This window comes from Nonomuraea endophytica (genome assembly GCF_014203235.1).
GTDB lineage: Bacteria > Actinomycetota > Actinomycetes > Streptosporangiales > Streptosporangiaceae > Nonomuraea > Nonomuraea endophytica.
This window is the reverse complement of the sequence record NZ_JACHIN010000008.1, coordinates 39540-50701: the sequence shown is the minus strand read 5'-3', so window position 1 is coordinate 50701 and position 11162 is coordinate 39540. Positions and strand designations below refer to the sequence as shown.

The following is an 11162-nucleotide window of genomic DNA, read 5'->3' as shown; positions in this document are numbered from 1 at the left end:
CCCCCGACCGATTGGCAAGTGCACCCGTGAGCGACCTTCTGCAGAGGGAGTTCTTCCAGCTCGCCCTCATCGCCGCCCTGCTGGTGGGCCTGTGCGCGCCCGCCGTCGGCACGTTCATCGTGCAGCGCCGCCTCGCCCTGCTCGGCGACGGCATCGGCCACGTCGCGCTGACCGGCGTCGCCCTCGGCTTCCTGACCGACACGGCGCCGGTGCTCACCGCCGTGCTCGTCTCCGTCGCCGGCGCCATCGCCATCGAGCTGGTACGGGCACGCGGGCGTACCAGCGGCGACGTCGCCCTTGCCCTGCTCTTCTACGGCGGCATCGCCGGCGGCGTCATGCTCATGGCCATCGCGCCCGGCGGCAGCAACGCCAAACTCAACTCCTTCCTGTTCGGCGCCATCGCCAGCGTCACCCGCCAGGACATCTGGATCATCGGCGGGCTCGCGGTCGCGGTGCTGGCGGTCGTGGGGTTCTTCGGGAGAGAGTTGTTCGTGCTCTGCCAGGATGAGGAGGTGGCGAAGGCGAGCGGGCTGCCTGTGCGGTTCCTCAGCCTGCTGATCGCCGTGACCGCGGCGCTGACCGTCGTCATCGCCATGCGGGTGGTGGGGCTGCTGCTCGTCAGCGCGCTCATGGTGATCCCGGTCGCCACGAGCCAGCAGCTGACCAGGGGGTTCAAGGCGACGATGGGGCTGGCGACGGTGTTCGGGATGGTGGCGGCGGTAGGCGGGCTGCTCGTGTCCACCCTCTCGCCGAAAGTGCCGCCGGGAGCCTCGATCGTCCTACTCGCGCTCGCCGGCTTCGTGCTGGCCCTCGGGGTCGGTAAGTTCGTACGGCGAGGCCGACCACAGGAGACCACATGACGACCAGACGCGATGCCGTTCACGACACGCTGCGGCGCAGCGAAGGGTTCCGCAGCGCGCAGGACGTCTACGCCGAGATGCGGCAGGATGGGGCCAAGATCGGCCTCACTACTGTTTACCGGGCCCTTCAGGCGTTGGCCGATGGGGGCAAGGTCGATGTGTTGCGTACCGACGATGGGGAGTCCGTTTACCGGGCTTGCGCGACTGACGACCATCACCACCACCTGGTGTGCCGGCGGTGCGGGCGGACGGTTGAGGTGGCCGGGCCGGCGGTGGAACGGTGGGCGGAGGCGGTAGGTAGCGAGCACGGCTTCACCGAGATCACCCATACGGTCGAGGTATTCGGGACCTGCGCTGGGTGCTCAGCCTGAAAAGCAAGGTGCTTCGCTTCGCTCCGCGCGTTCTTCCAGTCGGGGGCCAGCCCCGACTCCTGTAGGACCTCGCTGCGCTCGGACCGTCTTTTTAAGGCCCGCCCGTTGCCCAGCTAAGTGGTTAAGCAGTTGGAGCCCACCCCGGCAGATGGTGCTCCGCTTCGCTCCGCGCGCGTTCCTCCAGGGGCTTGGCCCAGGTATGCCAGGTTCCGGCAAGGTGGCTTCACGCCTCGAAGTGTTGCCCGCGGAATCGCTTGAAGACGCACCTCGGACTCCAAGTGCCTTGTGAGCTCATCAAGGGTCGCACCACATCGGGCGTTCGACAGTCCGCTCTGACGGCGCAACAGCATCGGCCAGATCGCGCACCAACCGCCACTAGCAGTGTCGAAGATCTTCGCGCCTTTTGCCGCAGGTAGTGTGCTTGGCATGATGAGCGCATTCGCGTTGGCGCGCTTGCGTGACGGTTCCGAAGTGGTCTCCGCGGACTCGGTCTTGTCCGGCCAGGTGACAGCCGACCACGACGCCGTGGCACGCATCAAACAGAGATATGACAGCATCAGAGTGAACGCGCAACCGAAAAGCGTCACCCACAAGGCGATAGAGGATGCGATCAGGAAATGGACCGGGTGAATCTCGACGACGCCGCATGGAGAAAGGCCACGGCCAGCGGCGACAACGGGCAATGCGTGGAAGTCGCCACGAATCTCCCTGGCATCGTCGCAGTCCGCGACAGCAAGGACCCGGATGGCCCAGCACTGGTCTTCACCGACGAGGAGTGGGCGGGGTTCCTGGATGGCGACGGGCCGGGCATGAACGTCGCCACCGACCTTGCCGGCATGGTCTCCCTGCGCAAGAGCGGAAACCCTGACGGCCCCGCGCTGACCTTCACCGACGGCGAGTGGGTGGCATTCTGGGACGGCGTCGACAAGCACGAGTTCGACGTCTGAATACCTGTTCTCAGGTTGGCAAGCCCTGGCACTCGGAAGGTCCCCATCAATGACTTACCGCCCTCACGCTTTCCCCGTGTCGGTAAAAGGAGTAATCATCCGAGACGGACGGGTTCTACTCCTTCGCAATGAACGCGATGAATGGGAATTGCCCGGCGGAAAACTGGAACTGGGCGAGGACCCGCCGGCCAGGCTCGCGCAGGAGATCAGCGAGGAGGCCGGCTGGAAGGCCACGGTCGGCCCAATCCTCGACTCGTGGCAGTACCACATCCGTGAGGGCGTGGACGTGCTGATCGTGACGTACGGCGCCACGATCGACACCGACGCCGCCCCAGTCCTCAACCACGAGCACAAGGAAGTCGGCATGTTCCGCGAAGACGAGATCGCCGACCTGCCGATGCCCGAAGGGTACAAGCGGTCGATCTTCGATTGGTTCGAGCGGCTTCAGGAACCCGTGAAGTAGCCATGCACCGCACAGCGTGTGGTGTGACGAAGAGCGGGCCGCGAATACGGCCTTTGTGCAGGCGGGCAGCGGCTGGGCGGGGCCGCGTCCCATTGCTGCCGTGACTGCGGTGGTCACCTGCTAGCTCTGGCAGCCAGCGCTCAAGCAATTCACGCCAGCATTTGGCGGGAGCAGCAGACCTATGGTCAGCAATTGGCTGGCAGTTGAGGGTTGTCTCTGCTCAGATCTACGGTGCTTGATCGTGCTGCGGATGCCCAGAGTGCCCGCAGCGGCTCACCATTCTGGGCCCTCTCCGGGGGATAGGCGCCCTATTCGATGGCCGCGTCGACCAGTGCCGAGCCGAAGACCATGAGGAGGTCTGGGCGATGAAGTCGGCTGGGAAGCCGGTGGTGTGCTCCAGCCGGGCGCTGCTGTCGGGTGGCAGGGTGAGGTCGAGGGCGGCGAGGTTGTCGCGGAGCTGGTCGGCGCCGCGCGCGCCGAGGTCGTCGGCGACTTCTGGATGACGTGGGCGACGGTGTGGTCATGGGCGGAGAGGGAGTCAGTGGTGACCCGGGTGCTGGCCGTCGGCCCGTTCTGGCGGGTGCATTTGCCGGACAGTACGCCGCCGGCCACGGGGCTCCAGGCGGTGACGCCGAGACCGAGTGTTTCGGCCATCGGGAGCAGTTCGCGTTCGATGTCGCGCTGCATAGTGCGTCTTTAAGGCCAGCGTGAAAGATCTCGAGAGGACAGTCCGGCGCCGCTTAGTTTGATCGCATGCACCCATGGCTATGGCGTTCTGTGGTCATGGTGGTGTTGGCCCTTGTCGCGGCTCTGGTGCCGGTTTCTGGGGCGGAAGCCGTACCGCCGAAAGGACCGAGACGCCCATCGTCCACGAGCAGCCGGACGGAACGATGACCGCGACATTGAGCGCGGTCCCCGTCCGGGTCGAGGGCGCGCTGGGGATGGACGGGCGTCGACACCACGCTGGTACGGCACGCCGATGGCCTGGTGCGTCCGAAGGCGGCGGCGGTCGGCCTCACGCTGCCCGGCGGAGAGAAGGCCCCGCCGGGCATGCTGGAGGAAGGCGGCAAGTCGGTCGCGCTGACTTGGCCGGGCCCGATACCGGGGCCGTGCCTGGCCGGGTCGATCGCGACGTACGCCGAGGTGTTGCCCGGCGTCGACCTGCGGGTGCGGGCCGACGCCGGGCAGCGCCTGGGGGTCAAGGACGCGCAAATAGCGCGTCGGCTGAAGAGCATCAGGTACTCGGGGGTCACGGTGAAGGCGGGCAAGGACGGCGGGGTGGCGCTCGACGCGGAGGGCAAGACGGTGTTCAGCGCGCCCGCCTCCGCCATGTGGGACGCGGCGGGGCAGGCGGCCTTGCATGAGCCGGACGGGGCGGGGCGAGGTGCTGCGGACCGTGGTCGAGGACGGCACGGTCGTCGTCACGCCGGACCGGGCGATGTGGACGGACTCGGCCACCCCGTTAACCGATGGCCCCGGGTCCGGGTGGTGCTACGGCGTGTCGCCCGGATCCGCAGCCGAGGACGGGAGGCGGGCGCCGAGGGCGGCGGCGAAGACGGCCAGGGGGAGTCCGATCAGGGGGAGGACGACGAGGCAGATGGTCAGGGCGTCGGCCAGGTTCGCGCTGACGGGAGCCAGGCCGCTCTCGTCGACCAGGGAGACGCCGCCGGACAGCCCCTGGGGGAGCCACACCGCGTAGGTGAGCGGGATGGCCGCGGCGACGGTCCAGATCGCGGCCCGCAGGCCCGCACGGAAGGATCGGCCGACACGCCCGGCCACGAACGCGGGCACGATGAAGGCGGCCAGTGGCGCGCCCACGATCAGGGGCGCGGTCAGGAGCGCGACGACCGGCGAGGGCTCGTTGCGCTCCATGAAGTTGACCACCAGGAACCACGCGGCGAACCCGACGGCGCCCGCAGTGGCCAGGCGGGGTGCCGCCCGGTCGGTTCCCAGCCACCGCGGTGCCCCCAGAGCGATCCACAGACAGCTGGCAAGCACAGCCGCCACGTAGATCGCCGCGGCTGGCGGCAGGTGCTGTGCCGCGGCCGGTTCGGTGCGGAAGAAGATCACGGTCATGACGATCGCGGCGGCCACGCCCGAGACCACCAGCGCGGTCGCGATCGGCGCCGGGAGCCGTAGTCGCGGCGCTCGGGCGACGGTCAGCACCGCCATCGCGCCGACGATCGCGGTGAAGCTCGCCGCCAGCACGGTCAGGCCGGGCGCCAGCGTGCCCATCGCGGTTCCCGCTGCAACGGCGGCGGCCACCGCGGCGGCGGCCGTGAGGACGAGGGCCGGCCAGCCGCCCGCCGGGCGCAGCCACAACATGGCCCGCGCGCTGCTGAGCGCGAACTGCCACCGCGCCGTACGCCCCTCGATCCCGGCCAGTTCCGCGATCATCGCCAGGCCCCATTCGCGGCGGCGTTCCGGCAGTGCCGCCACCGCGGTGGTGAGCAGCCGCTGCGGCGGGTCCATCACGGACATGCGCTCGAGGGTCGAGCCCCACCAGTGGTGCAGGACGAGGGCGGCGGTGCCCGCCCACACCACGGGCGGTCCCACCAGGTAGAGGATGGCGGCGTCCGGCGCGGGCAGCTGCTCGGAGTTCACCAGGATGACGGCGTAGGCGGCCACCCACACCACGACCACGGCCCCGGCCGCGCCGGCCAGGAATCCATGCCGGGTCCACTTCATGCGCCCTGCCACCTCTCGCGCGTTCCGAACGGACTCGGGGCCGGCTCGGCGGCGAGTTCGGTGGCCAGGGCCCGGCCGGAGCCGGTCAGCCGGTAAAGGTGCCGCGGTGGCCGGCCGGCGAGGACGTCGGTGTCCCAGGAGGTCTCCAGCAGGCCACGGTCGGTCAGCCGCATCAGGATCGGGTACATCGAGCCCGGCTTGATGTCCAGCTGCCGGCAGAGCTCGTAGCCGTAACGCCAGGCGGTGGGCTGCTCCGCCAGCGCCAGCACCACCGCCATGGTCTGCGGAGAGGGCCGTCGCATGCGGGTCACGCGCTTAACTCTATATATGCAGAGTTACCCGGTCAACGGCCGCCGTCGTCGCGGTTCAGCCGCTCGCGGGCCGGTAGCGCAGCCACACCACGCCCGACCGGTACGGCGTCGCCGCCACCAGCTGCAGCCGGACCGGGCCGACGCCGTCGAAGAAGCGCGGACCCGTCGCCCACAGGGCCGGGTGGACCCAGATCCAGAACTCGTCGACCAGCCCCTGCCGGGTGAGAGCGTGCACGAGCCCGCCGGCGCCTGAGACGATCAGGTTGCCGCTGTGCGCCTTCTTCAGCTCGGGTACGGCCTGGCCGAGCTCGCCCTTGATCAGGCTGGCGTTCCACTCCAGCGGCTCGGTCAGCGTGCGTGAGGCGACGTACTTCGGCATGGCGTTGATACGGCTGGCGTAGCGCCCCATCGCCGGGTGGTCGGCCAGGTGTGGCCAGGCGGCGGCCAGTCCTTCGTAGGTCTTGCGGCCGAGGAGCATCGCGTCGGCCAGCCACAACTGTTCCAGTGAGGCGTTGGAGCTGTCGTCGTCGAGCACCAGCCAGTCCTCGGGCGACGGCGCCTCGAAGGCGCCGTTGGCGCTGATGGAGTTGTGGACGATGAGCTGTCCCATGGCGGGTTCTCCGTTCTGTGGCTCACCGGGAACGCTAGAAGCGCGGACGGCCGGCCGCATCGGTCGAACTACTGGCGCCGGCCTGACGTTCCGGAGGGCTGCGTCGTCGGAGTACTGACAACAGGTTGTTGAACGGAGGATGAGATGACTTCGAGCGAGTCCGAGGTTAGGGCGTTTTTGGAAGGCCGCGTCGAGGCCGCCCGGGAAAAGGACATCGACCGGCTCATGTCGCACTACGCCGACGGCATCGTTTATTTCGACGTCGTTCCACCGCTGCAGTTCGCCGGGACCGACGACGTCCGCCGTAATTTCCTGCGGTGGTTCGACGGCTACGAAGGTCCGATCGGCCTGGAAACGCACGAGCTGAACGTCGCGGTGAGCGGGGACGTCGCGTTCGCGCACATGCTGCATCTGGACTCGGGAACGCGGAAGATCCCTCTTGAAAGTGAGGTCTGGGTGCGATCGACCGTTTGTTGCCGGCGGTCAAATGGCCAATGGCTGATTACGCACGAGCATATCTCGGTGCCGATCAGCATTCCCGGCCATTAACGGGTTCCGCTGATGTCATGGGCGACGTCGGTGAGGTAGACCGTGTTCACCCGCGGGTCGTCGAGAAGCCTCCTGACGTCGCTCAGCTTCCAGCCGTCGACGAACAGACCGTAGACGACGCCCTTCTCGGCCGCCTCCGTGAGCCAGTCGTGGTCCAGTTCGAACGCGTAGAGGTCGTCTCCTTCGTCGAGCTGCCCCACCCACCTGCGGAACTCCTGCAGCGCCGGACCGGGCTCGTTCTCGCACTGGTACCTGACCTCCGGCATGTAGTCGTGGCGGGTCATGTCGCGGTTCCAGACGACCGCGTTCATGGAGTCGGGGTCGCTGGAGTCGTCGGCGAAGGACGGATCGTAGACGTAGGAGACGTCGGGGCCGCCGCAGATCTTGTGCGTGCGGTTGAAGGCGATGAGCTGCGCGGAGGTCATCTCGCGGGCGAACTCCACGACGGCGACCGTCTTGAGCGTCTGGGGCAGCGCGTCGATGATCTCTTTGGCCTGGTCCTTCTGGGCCGGGCCGGAGTTCGGTTCCACGAAGCCGATCGCCTCGGCCACGCTGCCGGACGGCACGTCGAGGAAGGGAGCGCTGACGGAGCCGAACACGTTCTCCGTGATCTCGTAGTACGTCGGGCCCGTGCTGGGTCCGGCTCGGCGCGGCTCGCCTTGCAGTGTGTACGTCCGCCCGAGCAGCCAGGAACCGCCGCTCCAGCCGTGCAGGAGGCGTTTGTCGGGGTTGGCGATGCGGGCGGCGGTGCCGTACACGATGGCGGTCCTGTCGGGGCTGGAGCCGATGAACAGCCACAGCGCCCGGTCCGCCACGCTTGAGGCCAGGAACAGTGCTGTGGTGACGACCAGGACCTTGACCACGGACCAGGCCACATGCGCCCAGTCCGGCTCTCTTGTCTCCAGCACGAACGCTCCGCGTGATCTCCGGCAAATGGTGTAGGGCGCACCATAGCGTCAGGGTTCTGGGCGCATCACGAAGTTGGCCACCGTCAAAGCGAGCCCCACGAAACCGGCCCCTGCCCCCACGCCCGCGGCTACCGCCAGGGCGGGGTGCAGGCCGCCGAGCCAGAAGAGCGCGCCGGCGAGGGCGGCGACGACCAGGCCGGCGGTGGCGAAGATGGCCACCCAAATGCCGCGAACGTTGTTCATGCGGATGTCCTCGTCTTGTCGTCGGCCCAGAAGTCGATGAGTTCGGTCTCGGTGAGCTCGTCGATCGGCAGGCGCAGCGGGATGCGTCCGCTGGACAGCGCCCAGGTGGTGACCAGTATGATCAGCAGCTGGTCGTCGTCGTCCATCCACGACCAGGGCGGGTCATGGGTGATGTGGGGGAACGGCGGGCGGACGATCGTGGCGGGCATCGGAGACCTGGCTTCCTCAGGGGTGGAAGGCCAACCTTGGAAGCCGCGGGGTAGATCCGGCCATCACATCGCCCATGTCCGGAAAAACCCGGATCGTTGGGTGGATTTCCTGTCTTGTCCGGACTTTGGGATCCGGTCTCATCCGGTTCGGTCCGGTTCAGTCCGGGCTTTGACGTTTCCGGCCGAACGCCCCGAAGTCGCACATCCGGATAAGGCGGGAAATGTGAATCCCTCCCCATATTGGCCACCAGTGGTGTCAATATGACTTGCGTTACTCCTGGTGGATCAGTGATCACGACATAGGGACGATGGCAGAACACAACGGCGATGACCGACGACCACCCTGCGGCGGCGCGCACCGCCTTCATCGATCAGCTCAACGACCTGCGCGAGCGGACGGGAAATCCCACGCTCAAGGAGCTGCGGCAGCTGTCTCTTCGCACCGACAGCCGCGATAACCAGTATCGGGAACTGGCTACGAGCACCACTCACGACATCCTGACCCATAAACGCAAACGCCTTCCTGATTGGCGCTGGGTCGCGTTGTTCATCGAAACCTGCCACCTGGCGGCCGAGGTGAAAGGCCTGCGGCACGAGCCGCTGGGCGGCCTGCAGGACTGGAACGCACGCTGGATCGAAGCACGAACCTCCCGGCGCACCCCGGCATCGCCCAACCCGGCGTCGCCTACTCTGGCGCCGCCCAACCTGGTGCCGCCCAGCCCGGCGTCGCCCAACTCGGCATCGCCTATACCAGCGCCGTCAACATCGGCGCCGTCCATGCCGTCGTCCATGCTGCCGCCGCACACGGCGCTGCCCACGGTGGCGTTGCCCGTCGCCACGCCGCGGGTCAGGGATCTGCGGCCGGCGTGGTCGCAGGACCAGGACCGGCTGGTCGAGACCTACGGCAGGACCGGCGTCCGCCTGCTGGAACGGCTCGACACCAGTGACACGCACGCCTGCCTGCTCCTGGCGGTCATCGCGATGCTGCGCGGCTACCCGGAAGAGAGCCGCAACTGGCTGCGCAAGCTGGCCAACGCGGGCGACATGGCGGCGCTGCGGCTGTTCAACGACCCCGCCCCCGAAACAGCCGCGGCCGAGTTGGCCTACCGCTACGGCCGCGAACACCTGGAGGCACATCCGGGCCGCGACAGCCTGGCCATGTTCCTGTACCGGCTCGCCGCCGAGCACGACCACGTCGACGCCGCCTTCCAACTGGCCGTCTACCACCAGCGCAGGGAGGAGTACGGCCCGGCCGCCGTCTGGTTCGAGCACGCGGCCAAGCGCGGCCACCCCGACGCGGTGGTCAGATCCGGCGACCTGGCGGCCCAGGTCATGGCCGAGCAGGCGATCGCACCAAGCTGAGCCGCACCCTTCAGGCCCGGCCGCGCAGAGGAGCCGCACGTCTCAGACCAGCCGCGAAGAAGCAGCGCCTCAGGCCAGCCGCGCCTCAGGCTCGCCGGGACGAGGTGCCGAGTGCCTCGGCTGGTTCCGGTGCTGCGGGTGGCAGGGGTGGGGAGCCGCGGGAGCCGTACAGGACACCGATGATGATCACCGCGCACCCGGCGAGCTGCCACGGCGACGGACGTTCGTCCAGCAGGAGCGCCGACAGCGCGACCGTCGTCATCGGCTGGATGAGGAGCAGCAGCGCGGTGAGGGCGGCGGGCTGGCGGGGAAGTGCCCAGGTGATGAGCGCCCAGCCGACGACCTGGGGCCCCAGGGCGAGGGCGAGCAGCCAGCCGTGGGCGGGCCAGTCCGGTACGAAGTCGGCGCCGCCGAAGATCGGGCTGAGCACGGCCACCGAGAGCATGGCGACCGCGGCGGTGTGCGCGAGCGGCGCCATCGTGTGCGGGCCGGCGGCTTTCATCAGCAGCAGGTAGGCGGCGTAGGCGACCGAGGTGGCGAGGCCGAACACGACGCCGAGCCTGGGGTCGGCGCCGTAGGCGGCGCTGTCGAAGAGGCCGGAGATCAGGACGACGCCGGTGAACACCACCGGGGTGCCGATCATGAGCCGGGTGGAGGGACGTTCCCGGAAGATCGCCCAGGCGGCGAACGCCACCAGGAAGACCTGCAGGTTGCCGAGCACGGTGGCCAGCCCGGCGCCGACGTACTCGATCGCGGTGTGCCAGAACAGCAGGTCGAGGGCGAAGATGAAGCCCGCCGCCCAGGACAGGTAGCGGCCCTTGGCGGGAAGGGGGCCGAGCCGGCGGCGTTCCAGCCAGGCCAGCAGGAGCAGGGGCGGCACCGCGTACGCCAGCCGCCAGAACGCCGACGTGGCAGGCGACACGCCGGACAGCCGCACGAGCGGCCCCGACAGGGAGATGACCAGTGCGCCCACCACCGCGATCAGCACGATACGGCGATGTGCACTCACCGAGGACCCCCGCCCGCCCGTTGTAGAGATACGCTTCGTCCACGCTATGAGCAGGCGTAGACAGGAGTCAATATGCCGTTTGGCCATGACATGGTGCACTCGCTGGCCACCGTCGTCGAGCTTGTGAACACCTCACCCTCCACCGGGGGCGACGACGGCCTGGCGGATCTGGAAGACCTGCAGGCTTTCGTCGAGTCGCGGCAGGTCAGCGGCATCGGGGTGCTCACCCCCCGCGACCTCGGCCAGGTGCGCATGCTGCGGGAGGCCTTCCACCGGGTGTTCCTCGCCACCGACCAGGCCGTCGCGGTCCGGCTGCTCAACTCGCTGCTGGCCGACACGCGCATCACGCCCCGGCTGGCCGAGCACGACGGGCACCCGCTGCACATGCACTACTTCGCGCAGGACGCCGTGCTGTCCGAGCACGTGGCCGCCGACTGCGGGGTGGCGCTGGCCCATCTGCTCGTCGAGGGCGAGTGGGAGCGGTTGCGCACCTGCTCGGCGCCCGACTGCGACCGGGTGTTCGTGGATGAGTCCCGCAACCGCTCGCGGGTCTACTGCGACAGCCGTACCTGCGGAAACCGCATGCACGTCGCGGCCTACCGGGCCCGCCGCCGCGCCTGACAGGCCCCGTT

General features: G+C 68.6%; 16 protein-coding genes. 8 read left to right on the top strand and 8 right to left on the bottom strand.

Annotation, left to right across the window (positions count from 1 at the left end; all coding sequences use genetic code 11):
- Nucleotides 1-26 precede the first annotated feature (26 nt).
- The 5 genes from HNR40_RS28090 to HNR40_RS28070 all read left to right on the top strand — a co-directional run bounded on the left by HNR40_RS28090 (nt 27) and on the right by HNR40_RS28070 (nt 2641).
- Nucleotides 27-860: a metal ABC transporter permease gene (locus HNR40_RS28090; protein ID WP_184966504.1), complete on the top strand. Its 834-nt coding sequence runs from the start codon at nt 27-29 to the stop codon at nt 858-860.
- A complete protein-coding gene (locus HNR40_RS28085; RefSeq protein WP_184966503.1) occupies nt 857-1231 on the top strand; it encodes a Fur family transcriptional regulator in 375 nt (124 codons plus the stop codon). The genes HNR40_RS28090 and HNR40_RS28085 overlap by 4 nt, the downstream gene beginning before the upstream one ends.
- A 381-nt stretch (nt 1232-1612) precedes the next feature.
- Nucleotides 1613-1861, top strand: a complete 249-nt coding sequence (locus HNR40_RS28080; protein ID WP_221340939.1) for a Scr1 family TA system antitoxin-like transcriptional regulator — start codon at nt 1613-1615, stop codon at nt 1859-1861.
- Nucleotides 1849-2178 (top strand): DUF397 domain-containing protein, encoded by a 330-nt coding sequence (locus HNR40_RS57390; protein WP_184966499.1) that lies wholly within the window; start codon nt 1849-1851, stop codon nt 2176-2178. Before HNR40_RS28080 ends, HNR40_RS57390 begins: the two co-directional genes overlap by 13 nt.
- A 49-nt stretch (nt 2179-2227) precedes the next feature.
- Nucleotides 2228-2641, top strand: coding sequence for an NUDIX hydrolase (locus tag HNR40_RS28070; protein ID WP_184966497.1), 414 nt, complete (start codon nt 2228-2230; stop codon nt 2639-2641).
- A gap of 273 nt (nt 2642-2914) precedes the next feature.
- Here HNR40_RS28070 and HNR40_RS58175 read toward each other — a convergent pair whose 3' ends face one another.
- From HNR40_RS58175 to HNR40_RS28055, 4 genes are all read right to left on the bottom strand, one after another.
- The gene (locus HNR40_RS58175; RefSeq protein ID WP_512699316.1) at nt 2915-3328 is read right to left on the bottom strand and encodes a hypothetical protein; all 414 of its coding nucleotides are present in this window, start codon (nt 3326-3328) and stop codon (nt 2915-2917) included.
- 804 nt (nt 3329-4132) lie between these two features.
- Complete coding sequence (locus HNR40_RS28065; RefSeq protein ID WP_184966495.1) at nt 4133-5329, bottom strand: hypothetical protein; 1197 nt, start codon at nt 5327-5329, stop codon at nt 4133-4135.
- Nucleotides 5326-5631 carry a PadR family transcriptional regulator gene (locus HNR40_RS28060; protein ID WP_246509592.1) on the bottom strand — a complete coding sequence of 102 codons (306 nt, stop codon included), beginning with the start codon at nt 5629-5631 and terminating at the stop codon, nt 5326-5328. Before HNR40_RS28060 ends, HNR40_RS28065 begins: the two co-directional genes overlap by 4 nt.
- A gap of 64 nt (nt 5632-5695) precedes the next feature.
- Complete coding sequence (locus tag HNR40_RS28055) at nt 5696-6250, bottom strand: dihydrofolate reductase family protein (RefSeq protein ID WP_184966493.1); 555 nt, start codon at nt 6248-6250, stop codon at nt 5696-5698.
- A 144-nt stretch (nt 6251-6394) separates the two neighbouring features.
- On the opposite strand from HNR40_RS28055, the gene HNR40_RS28050 reads away from it, so the two are divergent.
- A complete protein-coding gene (locus HNR40_RS28050) occupies nt 6395-6799 on the top strand; it encodes a YybH family protein (RefSeq protein WP_184966491.1) in 405 nt (134 codons plus the stop codon).
- Here HNR40_RS28050 and HNR40_RS28045 read toward each other — a convergent pair.
- The 3 genes from HNR40_RS28045 to HNR40_RS28035 are packed head-to-tail and all read right to left on the bottom strand — an operon-like array spanning nt 6796 to nt 8159.
- Nucleotides 6796-7707, bottom strand: coding sequence for a hypothetical protein (locus HNR40_RS28045; RefSeq protein WP_184966489.1), 912 nt, complete (start codon nt 7705-7707; stop codon nt 6796-6798). The two genes, HNR40_RS28050 and HNR40_RS28045, sit on opposite strands and share 4 nt — an antisense overlap.
- Nucleotides 7708-7755: 48 nt before the next feature.
- Entirely contained in the window at nt 7756-7950 is a 195-nt protein-coding gene (locus tag HNR40_RS28040; protein ID WP_184966487.1) for a hypothetical protein, read from the bottom strand.
- Nucleotides 7947-8159 (bottom strand): hypothetical protein, encoded by a 213-nt coding sequence (locus tag HNR40_RS28035; RefSeq protein ID WP_184966485.1) that lies wholly within the window; start codon nt 8157-8159, stop codon nt 7947-7949. The genes HNR40_RS28040 and HNR40_RS28035 overlap by 4 nt, the downstream gene beginning before the upstream one ends.
- Nucleotides 8160-8486: 327 nt before the next feature.
- On the opposite strand from HNR40_RS28035, the gene HNR40_RS28030 reads away from it, so the two are divergent.
- Nucleotides 8487-9521: a hypothetical protein gene (locus HNR40_RS28030; RefSeq protein WP_184966483.1), complete on the top strand. Its 1035-nt coding sequence runs from the start codon at nt 8487-8489 to the stop codon at nt 9519-9521.
- An 85-nt stretch (nt 9522-9606) separates the two neighbouring features.
- Here HNR40_RS28030 and HNR40_RS28025 read toward each other — a convergent pair whose 3' ends face one another.
- Nucleotides 9607-10530: a DMT family transporter gene (locus HNR40_RS28025; RefSeq protein ID WP_312896536.1), complete on the bottom strand. Its 924-nt coding sequence runs from the start codon at nt 10528-10530 to the stop codon at nt 9607-9609.
- Between the two features lie 72 nt (nt 10531-10602).
- Here HNR40_RS28025 and HNR40_RS28020 point away from each other — a divergent pair, with 72 nt between their 5' ends.
- Entirely contained in the window at nt 10603-11151 is a 549-nt protein-coding gene (locus HNR40_RS28020) for a CGNR zinc finger domain-containing protein (RefSeq protein ID WP_184966479.1), read from the top strand.
- Nucleotides 11152-11162 lie beyond the last annotated feature (11 nt).